The sequence below is a fragment of the Acidobacteriota bacterium genome, from assembly GCA_030697165.1.
GTDB lineage: Bacteria > Acidobacteriota > Vicinamibacteria > Vicinamibacterales > UBA2999 > 12-FULL-67-14b.
Genome location: JAUYQQ010000003.1, coordinates 51311 through 70268 on the forward strand (window position 1 = coordinate 51311; position 18958 = coordinate 70268).

General features: G+C 67.0%; 16 protein-coding genes and 1 pseudogene. 6 read left to right on the forward strand and 11 right to left on the reverse strand.

Features of this window, described 5'->3' with window-relative positions:
• Window positions 1–146 precede the first annotated feature (146 nt).
• Genes Q8T13_03050 through Q8T13_03070 form a run of 5 tightly spaced genes read left to right on the forward strand, consistent with a single transcriptional unit; the run spans window position 147 to window position 5632 of the window.
• A complete protein-coding gene (locus tag Q8T13_03050; protein ID MDP3716725.1) occupies window positions 147–710 on the forward strand; it encodes a (2Fe-2S)-binding protein in 564 nt (187 codons plus the stop codon).
• A 3-nt stretch (window positions 711–713) separates the two neighbouring features.
• Window positions 714–3359, forward strand: coding sequence for a xanthine dehydrogenase family protein (locus tag Q8T13_03055; GenBank protein ID MDP3716726.1), 2646 nt, complete (start codon window positions 714–716; stop codon window positions 3357–3359).
• Window positions 3360–3372: 13 nt separating this feature from the next.
• Window positions 3373–4386: a xanthine dehydrogenase family protein subunit M gene (locus tag Q8T13_03060; protein ID MDP3716727.1), complete on the forward strand. Its 1014-nt coding sequence runs from the start codon at window positions 3373–3375 to the stop codon at window positions 4384–4386.
• The gene (locus tag Q8T13_03065) at window positions 4371–5204 is read left to right on the forward strand and encodes a cytochrome b/b6 domain-containing protein (GenBank protein ID MDP3716728.1); all 834 of its coding nucleotides are present in this window, start codon (window positions 4371–4373) and stop codon (window positions 5202–5204) included. The genes Q8T13_03060 and Q8T13_03065 overlap by 16 nt, the downstream gene beginning before the upstream one ends.
• Entirely contained in the window at window positions 5201–5632 is a 432-nt protein-coding gene (locus Q8T13_03070) for a hypothetical protein (GenBank protein ID MDP3716729.1), read from the forward strand. Before Q8T13_03065 ends, Q8T13_03070 begins: the two co-directional genes overlap by 4 nt.
• Before the next feature lie 82 nt (window positions 5633–5714).
• Here the strand turns inward: Q8T13_03070 and Q8T13_03075 are convergent, their stop codons facing one another.
• The 3 genes from Q8T13_03075 to Q8T13_03085 all read right to left on the reverse strand — a co-directional run bounded on the left by Q8T13_03075 (window position 5715) and on the right by Q8T13_03085 (window position 9188).
• Window positions 5715–6371: a phosphonatase-like hydrolase gene (locus Q8T13_03075; protein MDP3716730.1), complete on the reverse strand. Its 657-nt coding sequence runs from the start codon at window positions 6369–6371 to the stop codon at window positions 5715–5717.
• Complete coding sequence (locus Q8T13_03080) at window positions 6368–6802, reverse strand: hypothetical protein (GenBank protein ID MDP3716731.1); 435 nt, start codon at window positions 6800–6802, stop codon at window positions 6368–6370. Before Q8T13_03080 ends, Q8T13_03075 begins: the two co-directional genes overlap by 4 nt.
• Before the next feature lie 109 nt (window positions 6803–6911).
• Window positions 6912–9188 (reverse strand): ankyrin repeat domain-containing protein, encoded by a 2277-nt coding sequence (locus tag Q8T13_03085; protein MDP3716732.1) that lies wholly within the window; start codon window positions 9186–9188, stop codon window positions 6912–6914.
• A 278-nt stretch (window positions 9189–9466) separates the two neighbouring features.
• Here Q8T13_03085 and Q8T13_03090 point away from each other — a divergent pair.
• Window positions 9467–9577: pseudogene (locus Q8T13_03090) on the forward strand (cysteine synthase).
• A 102-nt stretch (window positions 9578–9679) separates the two neighbouring features.
• Here the strand turns inward: Q8T13_03090 and Q8T13_03095 are convergent.
• From Q8T13_03095 to Q8T13_03130, 8 genes are all read right to left on the reverse strand, one after another.
• Window positions 9680–10408, reverse strand: coding sequence for a glycosyltransferase (locus Q8T13_03095; GenBank protein MDP3716733.1), 729 nt, complete (start codon window positions 10406–10408; stop codon window positions 9680–9682).
• Window positions 10405–11730, reverse strand: coding sequence for an ATP-binding protein (locus Q8T13_03100; GenBank protein MDP3716734.1), 1326 nt, complete (start codon window positions 11728–11730; stop codon window positions 10405–10407). The genes Q8T13_03095 and Q8T13_03100 overlap by 4 nt, the downstream gene beginning before the upstream one ends.
• Window positions 11731–11732: 2 nt before the next feature.
• On the reverse strand, window positions 11733–13100 hold the full coding sequence (locus tag Q8T13_03105; GenBank protein ID MDP3716735.1) for a sigma-54 dependent transcriptional regulator: 1368 nt from the start codon (window positions 13098–13100) through the stop codon (window positions 11733–11735).
• Complete coding sequence (locus Q8T13_03110) at window positions 13084–13752, reverse strand: ABC transporter ATP-binding protein (protein ID MDP3716736.1); 669 nt, start codon at window positions 13750–13752, stop codon at window positions 13084–13086. Before Q8T13_03110 ends, Q8T13_03105 begins: the two co-directional genes overlap by 17 nt.
• Before the next feature lie 136 nt (window positions 13753–13888).
• A complete protein-coding gene (locus tag Q8T13_03115; protein ID MDP3716737.1) occupies window positions 13889–14593 on the reverse strand; it encodes an ABC transporter ATP-binding protein in 705 nt (234 codons plus the stop codon).
• A gap of 26 nt (window positions 14594–14619) precedes the next feature.
• A complete protein-coding gene (locus Q8T13_03120) occupies window positions 14620–15882 on the reverse strand; it encodes an efflux RND transporter periplasmic adaptor subunit (GenBank protein ID MDP3716738.1) in 1263 nt (420 codons plus the stop codon).
• 269 nt (window positions 15883–16151) lie between these two features.
• The gene (locus tag Q8T13_03125) at window positions 16152–17768 is read right to left on the reverse strand and encodes a hypothetical protein (GenBank protein MDP3716739.1); all 1617 of its coding nucleotides are present in this window, start codon (window positions 17766–17768) and stop codon (window positions 16152–16154) included.
• The gene (locus tag Q8T13_03130) at window positions 17765–18844 is read right to left on the reverse strand and encodes a diaminopropionate ammonia-lyase (GenBank protein MDP3716740.1); all 1080 of its coding nucleotides are present in this window, start codon (window positions 18842–18844) and stop codon (window positions 17765–17767) included. Before Q8T13_03130 ends, Q8T13_03125 begins: the two co-directional genes overlap by 4 nt.
• Window positions 18845–18958: the final 114 nt, after the last annotated feature.

The window sequence follows — 18958 nt, forward strand, 5'->3', positions numbered from 1 at the left end:
CTACGACCGCAGTCGGCGTATTCCATCGGAACAGTTGGTGCTATCATGCGCAGAAATTCTGGGGGGATGGCTCAATGAGTCAAGAAGGTATGACAGGCGTTCCGGGCCCACAGCCCGGCCATTCGCGACGGAACTTCATCAAGGGTGTGATCGCAGCTGGCGCGACCGTTTCTGCGTCGGCATACCTCTTCCGCACCACCATCATGGGCCAAAACGATGGCATGGCGGGTGCGGTCGAACGTCTCATCACGCTCGACGTCAACGGCCAGCAGCGCCGTGTGGACGTGCTGAAGAACGAGACGCTCTCCAACACCTTGCGCTACAAGCTCGGTCTGACCGGCACCAAGCTCGGTTGTGACCGGTCGGAGTGTGGCGCCTGCACGGTGCTGGTGGACGATGTGCCGCGGTATGCGTGTTCAGTGCTGACGCACAGCGTGCGCGGCAAGAAGATTCAGAGCATTGAAGGACTCGCGGCTCCCGATGGCACGCTGCACCCGGTGCAGCAGGCCGTGGTCGATGGCCAGGGCTTCCAGTGCGCCTTCTGCATGCCGGGCTTCGTTATGGCCACGGTGGGCTTCCTCAAGACCAATCCCACGCCGACGCGCGAGCAAATGGCGCACGGCATTTCCGGCAACCTGTGCCGGTGCGCCGATTACAACAAGATCCTGGATGTCATGATGGTGGCAGCCGACAAGTCGAGGGGGGCGTAAACCATGGCTGAACAGCAGAGGCCGGTCGCGCCGGCTACACCCGTCGCGCCGGCCAAGCCCGTCGAGCCGCCCAAGAAGATGGAGTTCCGGCTCCTCGGCAAGAATTACGTCACCGCCGACCTGGTCGCGAAGGTCACCGGCAAGGCCAGGTACGCCGAAGACTTTCGTGCCGAGGGCATGGTCTTCATCAAGTTGATGCCGAGCCCGCGCCCGCATGCGCGCGTGATCAACATCGACGCCTCGGCCGCCCTGGCCATGCCGGGCGTGCACGGCATCCTGACCGCCAAGGACTTGCCGGCACCGCCGCCTCCGCCCACACCGCCTCCGGCGGCCGCTCCTCCGGCCCCGGCCGCAGGCGCCGCTCCCGCTGCCGGTGCCGCTCCGGCTGCTGGCGCCGCTGGCGCACCTGCTGCCGCTGCTGCGGCCGCGCCGCCTTCGCCGCCCATGCCCCCCGAGTTCGCGCTCACCGACGAGCCGGTCTACGAGGGTGAGCCCATTCTCGCGGTCGCGGCCGACAGCGAAGAGCTGGCCTCCGCTGCGATCGACAAGATCGTCGTCACGTTCGAGCCGCTGCCGTTTGTGATCGATCCGCTCCAGGCCCTGCGGCCGGGCTCGCCGAACGGTCGCACGCAGGGCAACGTGTTCGTGGGCCCGAGCATGCGCACGCTCAAGTGGACGGCCGACGACATGGCCATTGTCGATTCCGGCAAGTTCCCCGTGAACGCCGAAGCCACCGAGACCACCGTATTCGGCGATGTCGCGAAGGGCTTCGCCGAAGCCGATCTCATCGTCGAGCGCGACATGTACCAACAGACCACGTCGCACCAGCCGCTTGAATCGCGGTCGGCCATGGCGTACTGGCAGAACGGCAAGTGCTACATGCACGTGTCGACGCAGAGCCTGGCGCGCACGGTGGCGGCAGTGGCCAACTGGGTGGGCGTGAAGCCCGAAGAGCTCGTGCTGATCAGCGAGTACACGGGCGGCGGTTTCGGCAGCAAGATTCCGGGCGCGCAGTCGATGGCGATTCCGGCGCTGATGTCGAAGAAGCTCAATGGCCGCCCGGTGATGATGCGCATTTCGCGCGCCGAAGAGACCTACATCGGCCGCACGCGTCCCGGCTATCAGGGCTGGATCAAGATGGGCTTCAAGAAGGACGGCCGCGTCACCGCGATCGACACCTTCATCGTCGAAGCCGCCGGTCCGTATCGCCGCCAGGGCGATCACGCCACCACCGCGAACCTGGGCTCGTTGTTGTTCCAGGCGCCGAACATGCGCTTCCGCGGCCTCTCGGTCGCGACGAACACGCCGCCGGGCACGTCGCAGCGGGCGCCGGGCGGGTTGCAGGCCTCGGTCTGGTTCGAGCCGTTGGTGCATGAAGCCGCGAAGAAACTGGGCATCGACCAGGTCGCGATTCGACGGATGAACGCGCCCGAAGGTCAGGCACTGTTCGGCCTCGTCGCGCCAGACACACCACCGGGACGTCCGCGCAACAAGCTGACCAGCTGCTTCGTGAAAGAGTGCCTCGACCAGGGCGCCGAGCTGTTCGGGTGGGAAGCGCGCAAGGCCAACAGCGGCAAGCGCACCGGCAGCAAGGTGCGTGGCATCGGCGTCGGGACGGGCGCCTACACCGCCGGTTCGATCGGTGTTGACGGCCTCTGCATCCTGCGGCCTGACGGCAAGCTGGAGATTCACCAGGGCATCGGCAACCTCGGCACGCACTCGGTGATGGACACGGCGCGCGTCATCGCCGAGGTCTCGAATGTGCCGTGGGAAAACTGCGAAGTGGTCTGGGGCGACACCTCGAAGGGCCTGCCGTGGTCCTCGATCCAGGCGGGCAGCCAGACGACCTACGCCCACACCCGCGCCAACTTCGCGACGGGCAACGACCTGAAGAAGAAGCTGACCGAGATCGCTGCGAAGGACTTTGGCGGCACCCCGGATCAGTACGACACCAATGCGCAGGGCGTCATCCGCAAGGGCGGCGGTCTCCGGCTGACCTGGGCCAAGGCGGCCGAACGCGCGATTGCGCTCGGCGGGATCTATGACGGCACGGAAGTGCCGAAGGAACTGAACGCCATGACCAAGGCGGCCGCGGCGGCGCACAAGGGCCGGGGGTTGATGGGCGTGGCCCGCGACAACCTGCCGCGTGATGGCCAGACCTACGGCTTCATGTCGGCGTTTGCCGAAGTCGAGGTCGACGTCGAAACCGGCGTCTGGACCATCGTTGACTTCGTCGGCGTCGCCGACGTCGGCACGGTGATTCACCCGAACTCGCTCGGCGGCCAGATCAACGGCGGCAGCTTGCAGGGCATCGGCCACATCCGCAGCCAGAAGCTGGTCTACGACCCGCAGTACGGCGCGGGCCTCTCGGGCCGCATGTATAACAACAAACCGCCGACGATGCTGGATGTCCCCACCAATGCCAGGTGGGCCGCCGTGGGGCTGCCGGATCCGACCAACCCAACCGGCGCCAAGGGCATCGGCGAGCCGTCAACCGTCGCGGCAGCCGGCGCGGTGCTGGCGGCGCTGGCCGACGCGGTCGGCGACGACATCATCCGGCGCACACCGGTGCTGCCGGAAGACATCGCCGCGACGTTGGCCAACGGACGCAAGTCGATGATGGCCAACCCGCTTCAGGCGTTCATCTAAAGGGGAAACGAAGATGCCACCGATTCGTGACGTAATGTCGGCATTTGAGCTCTTCCAACCCGCGAGTGTGGGTGATGCGCTCGGAATTCTCGACCGCCATGGCGCCGACGCCTGGGTGATGGCCGGCGGGATGGATACCTTCGACTGGTTGAAGGATCGCATCAAGCAGCCGAAGGTCGTCGTTGACCTCGGCATGGTCGATGAACTGCGCGGCATCAAGGACGCCGCCGGCGGCCTCGAGATCGGCGCCATGACGACGCTGACGACGGTTGCCAACGACCCGTTGGTCAAGGAGCGGTTCCCGCTGCTGGCCGAGGCGGCGTTGATTGTCGCCTCGCCGCAGATTCGCAACCAGGGCACCGTCGGCGGCAACGTGTCGCAGGACGCGCGCTGCTGGTACTACCGCGCCGGCTGGCCGTGTTATCGCGCCGGTGGCAACATCTGCTACGCCGACACGCCTACGGCGCTCAATCGCGAGCACGCGATCTTCAACGCCGACCGGTGTGTCGCGGTGAACCCGTCCGACACGGCCCCAGCGCTCGTCGCGCTCGATGCCGAGTTCGTGATCAGGCGCGGCTCGGCCGAGCGCGTCGTGCCGGCCCGCGAGTTCTTCATCGGCCCCGGCATCGACATCACCCGGCTCACGGTGCTGCGACAGGGCGATTTGCTTACCGCGATCCGCATCCCGGCCACGTGGGCAGGGAAGGCGCACTACTTCGAGAAGGTGCGCGATCGCCAGGTGTGGGACTTCGCGCTGGTCAACATTGCCGCCTCGCTGAACATGTCGGGTTCGACCATCAGCGAATCACGCATGGTGATCAACGGCGTGTCCGCCGAACCGATGCGGCTCGACGCGGTCGAGGCCGCCATCAGGGGCAAGGCCCGCGACCAGGCCACGGCCGACCTCGCGGCCGACCTCGCCGTGCAGGGCGCGGTGCCGCTCAAACACAACGCGTACAAGATCCCGCTGGTCAAGGCGCTGGTGAAGCGCGCCATTCGTGGAGAGGCTGAATGGACAACTTCGTAGAATGGGCGCGCAGCCCGTGGGGTGAGTCGGTTCTCGTCCACATCTCATGGGATCTGTTCTGGGCGGCGCTCGTTGGCGGCCTGTTGTTCCTGCTCGCGCACGCTGGCTACATGCTGTTCTCGCAGCACCACAAGCGCGAGGCGTCCGAGGTGGATCGCATGGAGGCCGACATGAAGGGTCTCCCGGCGAACATCCTGCGCCACAGCTTCGTGTCGCGGGTGTTCCACTGGGTGATGGCGTTTGCCATGCTGACCCTGTTGATCACCGCGTTCCTGCCCATCGTCGGGGTCCAGTTCGCGTGGGTCTACTGGCACTGGATGGCCGGCATCCTGCTGACCGCGTCGATCATGTTCCACATCGTGCACGCCACCTTCGTCCTCGACTTCTGGTCGATCTGGGTGGGGCCGCGGGACATCCCGGAGTTCAAGGCCGAGATGCTGCGTGAAGTGGGCATCGACGCGCCGGGGCCCAAGCCGGGCAAGTATCCGCTCGGCAACCGCCTCTATCACCTCGCGGTGATGGTGGCTGGGCTGGCGGTGATCGCGACCGGCATCCTGATGATGTGGCGCGTGCGTACCGGGATCGTCGAACGCAACCCATACATCCTGAGCGACGCCACGTGGGGCATCACCTACGTCGTGCACGGCTTGATGGGCGTCGGCTTCGTCGGCCTGGTCATCGCGCACATCTACTTCGCGCTGCGGCCCGAGAAGCTCTGGATCACCAAGTCGATGATCTTCGGCACCATCTCGCGCCGGCAGTACCTCGAGCACCACGATCCGGATCGCTGGGTCGCCGACAAGTCCGGTTCCAATTGAGTTCGGGGAACCTGACGCCCGAGGCGGCACGCGAGGAGCTGGCCCGTCGCGCCGACGCGATTGAAGGCGGCTACGAACTGATGCTGGGCTACGCGGCCCAGGGGATACACAGCGATCAAGGAGCTGCCAACAGCGGGCAGCTCCGCGATCACCTCACCCGCTTCGATACCGCGCTCACCGGCCTGGCCGACACCTATCGGGCGTGCGCGACCGCCCTCGGCGTGGGTCCGGCCGACGCCCTCAACGGCTTCCTGGAAGTGCTGGCGCGCGACGCCGCGGCGACGCAGGCCGCCATTCGGTTGTTGCTTGGCCAGCCGGGCATCAGCTCACAGATGGTGGATAACGTGAATGCCTCGATCCACGTGCGCGCCCTCCTGACGGACGTGTTCGTGGTGGATGAGATCCTCAAAGGCTCAAAAAGCGCTTGATGTGGCGTCCGGCTTCTTGACCGCCGAAGCCTCGGCGAAGGTGGTTAGCCGGACCTGTCAGTGCGTGACTGAAGTCCCGCCTCTACGCCGGCCGCCAGAGTTCTGGCAACGCCGCTACCGACTGGACCAGATGTGTATGCGGCGAGCGCGCGAGCGCGTCTCGCCCGTGCGCCCCTGACAACACCCCGATATTCCAGCCCACACCCGCAGCCGCGCCTGCCTCCAGGTCCAGCGTCGTATCGCCCACGGTAGCGACCGTCGTGGGACGGGTCACGCCGGTCTCGGCCATCGCCCGCAGGATCAGATCCGGTGCCGGGCGGCCCTGCGCCACATCATCACCGCACACGATGGTGTCGGCGACGTCCTGCCAGGACAGCGCCGCAATCAACAGGTTGGTGATGTCGCGGTCGAAGCCGGTCGTCAGCGCCACCCTGGCGCCCGCGTGGCGCAGTGCCTGGAAGCACTCGGCCGCCCCGGGGATGGGATTGACACGATCGGCCTCAAACCGCGCGGCCAACGCCAACTGAAATGCGGCATAGACCCGGGATGCCTCGGCGTCGCTGGCGACAAACGCCCGGATGGCCTGTCGCTTCGATGCGCCACGCACCCGCGTGATCTGCTCGGCGGTGGCGACAATGCCATGCGCCGCGAGGGCCGCGGTGAAGGCCGCCGGCACCTGGCCGCGATCCTCGATGGTGGTGCCGGCCAGGTCGAACACGACGAGGGCCGGTAACGTCAAGACTTGGCGTCCGGCCGCGTTTCCGATGTGGCGTCCGGCTTTAGCCGGACCAAATCCGGCATCAGGAATGTTCGTTTCGCCAGGTCGGACGACAGCAGCGCCTTCGAGTAGTAGCGATCGAGAATGGACGGCTGCCACGTCAGCAGATCCTGATTAGCGGCGGCAAATGCCGGCCAGGTCGCTTGCGGGTCGCGCGCCTGGCGCTCGGCGATGATCAGCAGGAACGCCCACGTGATGGTCTCGTGGTACAGCCCGTGCGCCCCCTTGGCGGCGGCGAAGCGCTTGAGGGCCTCGCTGAACTCGCCGAGAGCCGCAGGCATGCTGTGCTGCTGGACGAACAGCCATGCCATGTGCACGTGCTGCCGGTGATGAAATTGATCGGCGGGCAGGGACGTGTCGAGAAAACTGTCGCAGAGTTCACGCTCGGTCATGGCGGGTCCCTATCATGACAGGACCCGACGGCGTGGCACACGGATCTGCAGCGGGTGAGACGCGTGGGCCACGTACCCGGTCGCCGGTCCGGGCCCACGCATTGTCAAGCTATCTCCGTGCGACCGACGTACCGGGCTGCTGTGGCGCCACCGCTGCCAGTGCCATCGCCGCCCAGGCAGTGCCGGCGGTCGAGATGAACTGGTCGCGTCCATACGGGAAGCCGCTCTCGAAGTACGGCTGCAGCCAGATGGCTCGCGTTTGCACGTGCCAGGTTCCGTCCGCCGCCTGCGTCCTCAGCAGGTAATCGATACCCTTTTGGACGGCCGGGTCGGTCGAGGGTAATTTGCCGGCAATCAACAGGGCGAAAAGCGCCTGCCCCGTGGCATAGGCGTCGGCCGGCATCCCGGGCAGCTGCTGCCAACCGCCATCCGGCTGCTGCAGCGCAATGAGCGCGCGGGCGGAGCTCTTCGCGTTTTCGGCCCCGTCGTTCGCCCAGGCGAGCGCCAAAGCATGGAACGCGCGGTCCTGTGTCGTGCGCGGGGTCGCGGTTTCCAACCACCGCACCGCGCGCGCGATCGCCTCGCTACCGCGGGTGGTCATGCCCGCGGGCGTGTAGTGCTTCAGCGCGAAGATGCACACCGCCGCCGACTGGAAGTCGCCGGCGTTCATCGGCGGTCGCCGGCTCTCGTTGCCCGACCAGCTGCCATTGGCCGACTGCATCGACAGAATGGCGCGCGCCGCGCCGTCGGTGAACGCGCTCTTTGGCACCCCGTTCATGCCGAAGTCCACCAGTTCCCACGCGATGCTCGGCGCGCTGATGACACCGCTCAGGTCCATCAACCGGTCTGGCGAGGGCAGCATTGACTGCGGCAGCTGCGGTATGTCGTGCGCGATGCGCAGCCCTCGGCTGCGTGCGTAGCCGACGACGGCGGACGGCAGGTCCTGGGAGTGGCACGAGTTGCAGCCGCCCACGCGGATGAAGGTGTGGCTTTGCGTGACAATCATGGCGAGTGCCTGAGAAATGGCGTCGGCAATTGGGCGTCGCGTGCCAGCACCGACCGAGAGGTGCGATGCCACCGCGGCAACCTGGGCGGGCGTGACGCCGCCAAGGAGGCGGGTGACCTCGGTGTCGCCGCGCCGGCTGGCCATGTCGCGCGCCGTCTCGTCGTAGTCGCCAACGAAGCTCGTATCGGCGCCCTTGGCGAGCAGCGTCTTGACGACGCCGGCCGGGACCGCGTCGGAGCTGGCGGCCAGCAACAACGGCGAGTACCCGCGGACGTTACGGACGTTCACCTCGGCGCCATGCTCGAGCAGCAGATCGACGGTGCCCTCGACGCCCGCCGTGCTGGCGTTGCCGAGGGCTGTTTCATTCCGTTTCGTGCGGGCCTGCACGTCCGCGCCTTTTTCAATGAGGAACCGGACCGCGGCCGGTGACCCGTCGCCCGAGGCCAGGATCAGCGCGGTTTCGCCGGCGCCGTTTCTGGCGTCGACGGTCGCGTTCGCGGCCACGAGCATGCGCATCACCTCGAGGTCGCCGCGCTGGGCGGCCGCCATCAGGGGCGTGCGCCCGTTGGCCATCGCCAAGTTCGGATCGGCGCCGGCCGCCAGCAGCTGCTTGACGACGGAGTGCGTGTTCGACATGGCGGCGGCTTGATAGAGTGGCGTGCGCCCCTCGACCTGCTTCACGTTGACGGCTGCGCCGCGAGCAATGAGTAGCCGCACTTTCGCCTCGTTGTCGATGCCCCAGTGCAGCGGGGTCGAGCCGCGACGGTTCTTCGCGTTCACCTCGGCCCCTGCGTCGAGCAGCATCGTCATCGTGTCGATCGTACCGAAGCCGGCCGCGTGATGGAGCAACGTCGATCCCCCCGGGTCCGCGCTCCTGGCCGAATCACGACTGGCGGCGAGGAGCGGTTTCACCTGGGCCTTCGATGTTGTCCGCACGGCAGTGATCAGGGCGGCCAGCATTGGATCGATGGGCCTGGGCGGCGCTTCGTCGGCCACCTCGTTGACAAATTCCGCGCCCTGATCGACCCAGGCGCGCAGCAGGCCGACCTCTTCCGCGAGCAGCGCACCGGTCGGGGGCATCTGCATGCCGCCATCGCCGCCAACCAGGCGGTGAATCAGCTTGCTCTCCGTGCTCTTCCCGGGGACGATCACCGGGCCGTAGTCGCCGCCCCGCAGCGCGTTCTGCCGCAAGTCAAGACGGAGGCCGGCCTGCTGCACCTCGGGCCCATGGCAGCTGTAGCAGTTCTGCTGCAACAGCGGTTTTACGTCTTTCGTGTAGTCCACCTTCGTCGTGGCCGCGGGCGGCAGCTGAGCCTGCGCCGCGGCCAGCATCGGCACCGACAGTACCGAGACGAACGCCACCGATTGAACGAATCTCATTCTTCCTCCAGCGAGGTGAATCGATTGACGAGTGGAACGGAAAACGACGGACCTGAAAAGAAACGACGGCGGTGGTGCGTACGAGGCGTACGGCGAGGCAGTCCCGAATTAACGGCGGTAGCATACACCTTTCAGGCTCGCAGCCGTCCATTATTTAGGTCGAGCCAGCGGGGGGGGGCGTCCCCTTCGGGCAGTCGTTATCCGTGGTGGCGGGGCCGACGCTCTACGTAACGGCGCGCGAGGCCGGCCCGCTGCCGACGATAGTGATCGCGACCGACCACGTGGTCGCGGCGCGGCGCGTTTGCGCGCGCCTTGGACCCAGTGCGACCGTGGTGACGATCATGTGCGACTCCGGGCTGCGGTATCTGAGCACCGACGTGTTCCGCTGATCGGGTGTCGTGAGCGCTGAGGGCAGGCCGGGGCCCTGACCTGCGGCCTGAGGGGTTCTCGTACCGCGAGCAAGTCGGCAATCGCCTTCGCGACGGCTGCGCCTACCGGTCGTCGTACCAGTATTGCCGGGCCAGAGTGCTGCCCGAGGCGCGGGCGCGGAGCGTGCCCGCCACCAGCATCGGCATCATCGTCAGGTAGTGCCAGTCGCCATAGCGATCGAACTTGCGGACCGACGCGATCGCCTTCACCGGCCGCAGCCGCGTCAGGCGCTGGCCGCGCGACCAGCCCAGGCGCGTCAGCTTCCACAGGAAGTCGACATCCTCGGCGAAGTGGCGGGTTTCGCTGTAGCCACCCACGCGGGCGAAGTCCTCGCGTCGACAGAACACGACCCCCGTGTCCATGCGCGTGAGCCATACCATCGGCAGCAGCATCGCGTAGGTGCAGGCAATTCCCACGGACCAGCGCTCCATGGTCACGCCGGTTGCGCCGCCGGCGATGCCCGGATCGGCCATGGCCGTGGCGATCGCGTTGAAGGTGTCGGGATGCACCTGCATGTCGGCGTCGACGAAACAGATGACCGGTGCGGTCGCGAGGGCCGCGCCGCCATTTCGAGAGGCGCCGATCATTCGCTTCTCGACCCGCGCCACTCGGCAGCCGCGCGCTTCAGCAAGTGCAGAAGTCTGGTCAGTGGAGCCGTTGTCGGCGACCACGATGTCGATGGCCCCGGCCCCGCCGGCGTAACGCGAACGTGCCACGTCCACGGTGTCGAGCAGGCGCGGCAGAAGCGCCGCCTCGTTGTAGGCCGGGACGACCAGCGACAGGTGCTTCATGTTTCGATTGGCAGCGTCAGCCGGGCCCGGCAGCCGCGGGTATCCTTGCGGTTCTCGAGGGTCAACGAGCCGCCGTGGCCCTCGGCGATCTGCCGGCACAGCACGAGACCGATACCCGAGCCGCCCGGCTTGGTCGTGAAGAACGGCACGAACAGGTTCGAGGTGTTCGAGAGACCGGGGCCTTCGTCCTCAACGAAGATCTCGAGCCCGGCGCGCGTGCGCCGCCAGCCGGCGGTGACGGTCGTCCCGCCCACCTCGAGGCAGGCATCGGCGGCGTTGCGCAGCAGGTTGATCAGCAACTGTTCGAGTTGGTCGGCGTCGGCGTCAACGGTCACGTCGGGCCCGGGCTTGACGAGCACCGGCACCCGCGTATCGAAGCCGGCCACGCGCTGCAGCAGCGGCTTGAGCACGAGCGGCGCCAGCCGGGGCGCCGGCAGGCGGGCGAGCCGCGCGGAAGCGCCGGTGAAGCGGCTCAGCGAATCGGTGCGCGACGCGATCACCTGCAGGCCGCGGGTCATGTCTTCGCGCCAGTCGCTCGGCGGCGGATCGCGGTGGAGCAGGGTTTCGAGCGTGCCGGCGATCGACTTGATCGGGCCGAGCGAGTTGCCCAGCTCGTGGCCGATCACGCGGATCAGCCGCTGAAAGGCCTGCCGCTCCTGCTCGCGCAAGGGCCGGCTGACGTCCGAGAGGACGAGCAGGTCGTGGCGCAATCCGCCCAGCCGGAACGTTGTCTTGCGCACTTCCCATCGGCCCGGTCCGCCGCCGGGAGGGGAGATGTCGACGACCCGGGGGGCGTCGCCGAACCAGTCCGCCAGCTGCAGTTCATCGGCGGTGCGGCCGAGCATATGCTCCATGCTCTTGCCCATCAGCCGCTCGCCGGTGCGATTGACCATGCGCAGGCGTTGTTCCGGATCGAACGCGAATACAGCGACGTCGATCTGCTCCATCACCGTGCGTAGCAGGGCGGTCGCCTCGACCGCGCCCAGCCGTTGTTCGTGCAGCGTTTCGGCGAGCGCGTTGACTTCAATCAGCGCGGCGCCCATGGGGTCGTCGGGATTATTGGTGCGGGCGCGAATGGAGAAGTCGTCTTCGCGCAGCGCCGCCAACAGGTTCGCCAGCGTCTGCAGCGGCACCACCACCCGGGTGCGGACCGAGGAGGCCAGGCCAAACAGGGTCGTCAGGATGAGGGCGGTGAGCGTCCATTGCACTTTGGGGGTGTAAGCCTCGGTCCAGAGAATCCACAGCGCGGTGACGGCGCCTGGCACACCGGCGCCGAGGGCGAGGAGAAAGATCTGCTGGTCGAGGCGAAGGCGCCGCCACACGGCTAAAGCTTATATCGTTCGAGACGGCGGTATAACGCGCTGCGGGACAGGCCGAGGGCTCGGGCGGCGTGGCTGACGTTGCCGTAGCGGGCCATCGCCTTCTTGATCAGGAACGCCTCGACTTCTTCCAGGCTCATGTCTTCGAGCCGGGCCGACGAGCCGCCCTCGACTCTGAGCCCGAGGTCACCGGCCCGAACGGTGGCGCCCTGCGACATCAGCACCGCGCGTTCGACCGAGTGGTCCATCTCGCGGACGTTGCCGGGCCAGCGATGGTCCATCAGCACCTGCATGGCCGCCGGGTCGAAGCCCGACAACGACTTGCGATAGCGCTGGGCGTGCTGGCGCAGGAAGTGCTTCGCGAGCAGCGGAATGTCTTCGCGCCGGTCGCGCAGTGGCGGCAGGTGAATTTCGATGGTGTTGAGGCGGAAGTACAGGTCCTGCCGGAAGCGGCTGGCTTCGACTTCGGCGTTGAGATCGGCGTTGGTGGCCGAGATCAGGCGCACGCTGACCTTGCGGGTCTTCGACGATCCGAGACGTTCGAACTCGCCGGTCTCGATCACGCGCAGCAGTTTCTGTTGCTGGGTCATCGGGACGTTGGCGATCTCGTCGAGGAACAACGTACTGCCATCGGCCAGTTCGAACCGGCCCACGCGATCGGCCTTGGCGTCGGTAAACGCGCCCTTGAGGTGGCCGAACAGTTCCGACTCGAACACGCCCTCGGCCATGCCGCCGGCGTTGACGGTCACCATGGGGCGGCCGGCCCGCGGCGAGACGCCGTGGACCGCCTGGGCCACCAGGCTCTTGCCGGTTCCGTTCTCGCCGGTGATCAGCACGTTGGCATCCGACGGCCCGACCCGCGCGATCATCTCCAGGACCGGCCGCATCGCCGCCGACTCGGCGAGAATCGGTGATCGGCCGTCTGACTGCAGCGCCTGGTTGGCGGCCTCGAGCTGACGGCCGCGGCGAATGGCGCGGCCGAGCTCGGTCTGCGTCCGCACAATCGACAGCAGCCGTTCGTTCTCCCACGGCTTCTGCACGAAGTCGCGCGCGCCCCGCCGCATGGCCTCGACCGCGACGTTGACCGAGCCCCACGCCGTCATCACGACGACCGGCAGCGACTCGTCGCCGGTGTGGATCCGCTGCAGCAGGTCCAGGCCCTCGTCGCCCGACGTGGTGTCGCGGGTGTAATTCAGGTCCATCAGGACCACGTCGTAGTCCTTGAGCTCGAGCGCGCGCAGGATCTGCGCGGGCGAGGCCGCGGTGTCGATCACGAAGCCTTCCGGCTTCAGCAGCAACCGGAGCGCTTCGAGAACGTCGGCCTGGTCGTCGGCTATCAGTATTCGGGACGGCGGGTCAGTTCTCGTCGACAATCCAACCGTCCTTCAGATTGATCACGCGCTTGCCGTAGGCGGCGTTGGCCTGCGAATGGGTGACCTGCACGATCGTGGTGCCGGCCTCGTTCAACTTCCTGAACAACTCCATGATTTCCTTGCCCTGGTCGGTGTGCAGGTTGCCGGTCGGCTCGTCGGCGAGGATCAGCGACGGCTTGGCCACGACCGCCCGCGCGATGGCCACCAGCTGCTGCTGGCCGCCCGACAGTTGGTTCGGGAACAGGTCCTTCTTGCCGACGATGTTGAAGCGGTCGAGGATGTCGGCGACCATGCCTTCGCGTTCGGCCTTCTTGACGTCGCGGTACGACAGCGGCAGGTCGATGTTCTCGTAGACCGTCAGGTTGTCGAGCAGGTGATAGCTCTGGAACACGAAGCCGATGTGCTGCTTCTGCACCCGCATCCGGTCCTTGGCCGACAGTTGGTGAATGGGGTCGTCAAACAGCCAGTACTCACCGGTCCAGGCACTGTCGTGCATGCCCATGATGTGGAGCAGCGTGCTCTTGCCGGCGCCCGACGGTCCCATGATCGATACGAAGTCGCCCTGCTTGATCTCGGCGTTGACGCGGCGCAGCACGAAGGTCTGCGACAGGCCGTGGCGATAGGACTTTTCAATACTGGTGAGTTTGATCATGCTGGGTGTGGGAAACCGGGAATGGGGAGTCGGAGAGTCCGGACCATGGGCGTCTGCCACTTCCATCATGACCGAAGGCGAGGGCCGCGGGAAGGGCCGAGGGGTGCCACCGGCACACCCTCGGCGCCTGAAGTGCCTAGACCACGGTTCCGACGTTCTCTTCGACGACGCGGCCGTCGAAGAGGTGAATCCCACGGTCGGCGTGCGCGGCGTAGCGCGGATCGTGCGTCACCATGCAGATCGTGGCACCGCCACGATGCAGCTCGCGCAGCAGATCCATCACGGCCTCGCCGTTCTTCGAGTCCAGGTTACCGGTCGGTTCGTCGGCCAGCAGGATCGACGGCTGGCCGCCGACGGCGCGGGCCACGGCGACGCGCTGCTGCTGACCGCCCGAGAGCTGCGAGGGCAGGTGCTTGGCGCGGTGGGCCATGCCGACGCGTTCGAGCGCGGCATTGGCGCGCTCGCGGCGCTCGGCCGCCTTCATACCGCGGTAAATCAGCGGCAGCTCCACGTTCTCGAAGACCGTCAGGTCGCCGATCAGGTTGAAGCTCTGAAAGATGAACCCGATCTCGCGGTTGCGCACGCGCGCGCGTTCCGACAACGAGAGGTTGGCGACCTCGTTGCCGTTCAGCGTGTAGGTGCCTTCGCTGGCCGTGTCGAGCAGGCCGAGAATGGCGAGCAGCGTCGACTTGCCGCAGCCCGACGGTCCGGCAATGGCCACGTACTCGCCCTGCTGGATCTCGAGGTGAATGCCGGCAAGTGCGTGGGTTTCCACTTCGTCCGTATAGAACACCTTCTTGATGCCATTCAGGCGAATCAGGGGCTGCGCGGAAGCGTTCATCAGAGGACTCCTTAAGTTGCCGAAAACTACCGTAACCGAATGCGATCGAACTGGTCCCAGGCCGACATGTCAGACAGGACGACTTCGTCGCCTTCCGCCAGCCCGCTCAGAATCTCGATGGTGTTCACTGAGCTGCGGCCAAGCTGCACCTGCGCGCGCGAGGCCTCGCCGGTCTGCTTGTTGAGCTTGAAGAGGCCCACCGTGCTCTGTTCCTGCCCAAACGCCGGGCGTCCCACGTATAGGACGTTTTCCAGGCGATCCAGTTCAATGGTGCCGTCCACGCTCAGGTCGGGACGGGCCCCGCGGGGCAGCTCGCCCTCGAGCGCGACGTCGACCGTAACCGTACCGTTGGTCGCTGCCGGGTCAATGCGAACGACCCTGCCGGCGATGATCCCGTTGCGCGTGTCGACTTGCGCCGTCTGGCCGATCGTCAGGTCGCGCGCCTGGGTTTCCGCGATCCGCAGTTCGGCTTTGAGGCGGGTCGGGTCGGCGACACGCACCAGGTTGGTGCCCGGCTGCACCTGTTGGCCGACTTCCACCGGCACCTGCTCCAGCACTCCCGACATGCCGGCGCGGACGCGCAGCTGGTCGACCTGCTGGCGCCGCAGGGCCAGGTTCGACTTGCGCTGGTCCACCAGGGCCTGCGCCGAGGCCAACTGCGCGAGGGCGCTTTGCTCCGATACCTTCAGCCGATCCGTCTCGATGCCGTCGCGGGTCCTCAGCGACTCGGCGCGGACCACCGACTGCCTCAAGACCAGGTTAGACACCAGGCCGTCCTTGGCGAGGCCTTCGTTCATCTCGCGTTCGGTCTGCGCATTCTGGAAATCGGCCCTGACGATGGCGGCCTGCGCACGCTGATTCAGGGTCTCGGCGTCGAGCCGGGCCTTCAGGCTGTTGAAATCGGCTTCCGACGCGCGCAGTTGCTGGTCGGCGTCATTGAGCGCCTGTTGCACCTGCGGGTCGCTCAGTTCGAGGACGACGGTGTCGGGGGTCACCTGGACGCCGGGACGCAGAATGATCCGCTCGACCCGTCCCTGGGTCGATGCCGGTACCCAGCGCCGCGCTTCGTCCACCGGAATGAGCGTGCCGAGGCCCCGGACCTGCCGGGGAATGGTGCCGCGCTTGACCGTATCGACCCAGACGGTGGCCCGTTCGACGGTGGGGGCGGCAGGCTGCAGCCTCGCCAGGAACACGGAAACCAAACCGATGACCACGACGCCGACGACGCCGTACGTGATTTGACGGCGTTTCTTCGATTGCGCGACGGATGCGGGACGCTGAATGTCCATGTCTGTGATTGCCCTACTTAGACGGTGATCGCCACCAAAAACGATGGCACCGATTTTAGAACCAGTAGCCGGTAGCCAGTAGCCCGTCTGGCATCTGGATACTGGCGTCTGGCTACGAAACATACTCAAGGGTTGTGCCAGCTTGCCGGACGAGCCCAACATATTGAGGAAACGAGAGTTAGTGGCCGAAGGTTCCATCAGGAGCCGAGCCGGGTGTTCGATCATGGGACGCCCTGGGCCGTCGATGGGACTGCCGGGCCGCCGCCCGGCTATCTCAGCACTCGAAACACCACGTCGGGCCCCTTCGGCTCCGCAAATTGCCTCGTGAGTTCAAAGTCGGACCTCGTCATCAGGTCGCTGGTGAGAGCGCCAAAGGCGTCCGGCGCCATCAGGCCACCATGGATCACGATCAGGTCCACTTGCCGCGCCTTCAGGTACGCAGTCGACGCGTCGTCCGGAAACGTCCTCATGCGTTCCGTCAATTCGAGATACGACTTCGGGAAGAAGCCGCTGTAGCCGTTCAGGCTCGGCTGCCAGTGTGCCGTGCTGCGGAACATGTAGATGCCGTCAGGCACGATGTCGAGTCGGTCGGCGGTGGTGAGCGGCAGTTCGAGCACCACCGATCGCGGTTCGCGGGCGAGCCACTCGTAGACGCCGGGTGGCCGGGGACCGGGGACGTACCAGTTCGCTTGCACGGTCGCGTACTCGGCGAGCAGCGCGATGGCGACGACCGCGGTGGCCACCGGCGCCCACCGACGAAGCCGCGATTCGAGCCGCGACCAGCCAAAGGCGGCCAGGCCGGCGAGTGCCAGGAAAACCAGGATGCTCGCGCGCGCCGGGGCCCGCAGGCCGTTGTAGATGAACAGGACCGATGTCAGCCACGAATAGAACGGCGTGTTCACACCGAGCGAGATCACGAAGCCGAGGGCGCCGATGGCCAGCAGCGTTGCGCGCCGCCGCTCCAGGCCGATCACTCCGATCGCCGCGATCGCCAGCGCCACCGCACCGGGGAACAGGCGCCGCTCGTTCTCGCCCAGCCGCCCGCTCCAACCACCATGAACGAGGTTCGCCGTGGGGGTCGCAAGATAGTTCTGCCACGTCGCCGAATACGCCTGGATGTCACGCGGGTCCCGCTCACCGAGGCTGCCGCGGTTCAGCATGTAGACCGCGAGGTAGGGCAGCACGACCACCGCGCCGGCGACCGACGCCGTGACGGCGGCCCGAAGTGCGCCGGCGCGCCGCTCGACTGGCACCTCGCGCCAGCGCCAGGGCACGGCCACGAGCAACGCCGTGGCGAGAAAGATCGCGTAGTAAATGCCGCAGTAGACCTGTGCGGCCACCGCCGCCACTGCCAGCCACACGTCACGCCTCGCGCCGGTGGCAAGGGCGCGATCGACCCAGAGCAAAGCCAGCGGCATGAACATCGTGGCCTGCAGTTCCAGGTGATGTAGGTGGTCGAACCGGAACGGGACGAATGCGAAGACGATGCCGGCGAGCACGCCCGCGGAGGCACTGCGCGTCAGGTGCCGCGCGTAGAGAAACATCGTCCAGCCTGACAGCGCGATCGACGCGAGGACAATCAGGTTGTAGGTCACCACGGGTGACAGGCCGGACCAGAGCAGCGGCGCGGCCGCCAGCCCCTGCATCAGCACTGCGTCCGTGTACGCGAGGGTTCGCGGCTCCGGATGGAAAATGTTGCCGTTCATCAGGTCGGCAGGGTTGACCGGCAGGATGTGCGCGATCCACGCGAGCCGCCAGATGCTGAGCAGCGGGTCGTCCGAGTCGGGCAGGTGCGTCGACAAGCGCGCGGCCTGCGGCCACGTCATCAGCACCGTGAGCGCGCCAAACAGCAGGAGCGCGCCCAGTCCAAACTTGTCGCGTCTCATCGCCGCGACATGACCGCGCTCCACAGGCCGGGGTCGGTCACGCCTTCGCTGACGAGAACGAGGACCCGCGCACCGGGGCCCAGCCCGAGCGCCGCGCGCACGCGGGGCATGTCCGGATCGCGGCACACCGCGAGCAGCCCGCCGAGTGCGGCCGCGCCCGATGCCCCCGCGGCGACGGCCGGCTCGCCGGGCGCGGGCTGCGCCAGCGCGCGCATGGCGTCGTGCGCCCAGTGATCGTCGATCGCGAGATAGGCCGAGACCGTCTTCTGCACCGCATCAAATGCCAATGGCGATACTTCGCGATTGCGAAGGCCCGCCATCGTGGTGGTGAGCGGGCCGGCGACGGCAGTGGGCCGGCCGGCGCGGGCCGAGGCCAGCAGGCACGCCGCGGACGTGGGTTCCACCGAGACGACCTTGGTGGTTGGGGTATGAAACGCGCACCAACTCGCGACGCCGCACAGCAGTCCGCCAACGCCGCCCTGGACGAACACCACGTCGTGCGCTGCCGCGACCTCCGCGAGCATCCTCGTGTAGCCGAGCATGATCAGCCGCGGAATGCGTTCGTAGCCGTCCCACGAAGTGTCCGACACGATGGTCCAGCCGTGTGCGGCCGCATCCGCGCCGAGCCGCCTCACCGCATCGTCATACGAGCCCTCGACCCGGATGACCGTGGCGCCCTCGCCGGCGATGGCATCGACGCGGGCCTGCGCCGCGTCAGCGGCCATGTACACGCGGGCATGGCACCGGGCGTCGCGTGCCGCTCGGGCCACGGCCCGGCCGTGGTTGCCCTCGCTGGCGCAGACCACGGTGTGGCCGGGGGGCAACGCGCCCTCGGCTTGCAGCGTCGCCATGGCGAACCGCGCGCCGAGCAGCTTGAAGGCGTTCAGGCCGAAACGGGCGGTTTCGTCCTTGACCATCAGCCGGCCGAGGTCGAGCGATTGGGCCAGGGTGGGCAGGTCGTGCAGCGGCGTCGGCGCCAGTTCAGGCCTGGCGTCGAAGAACGCCCGCACCTGCTGATACTCGTCGGCAGTGAAGAGGCCGCGGTCGACTGGTCCGCCTAAAGGCGGACGCCACATCGGCTGTTCGCCTGAAGGTGAGGGCCAGATGTGGTGTCCGGCTTTAGCCGGACCACCTGGCACAAACGCGGTGACCGTCGCTTGGGAAGGAGTGATGGAGGGATTATAGTTGCG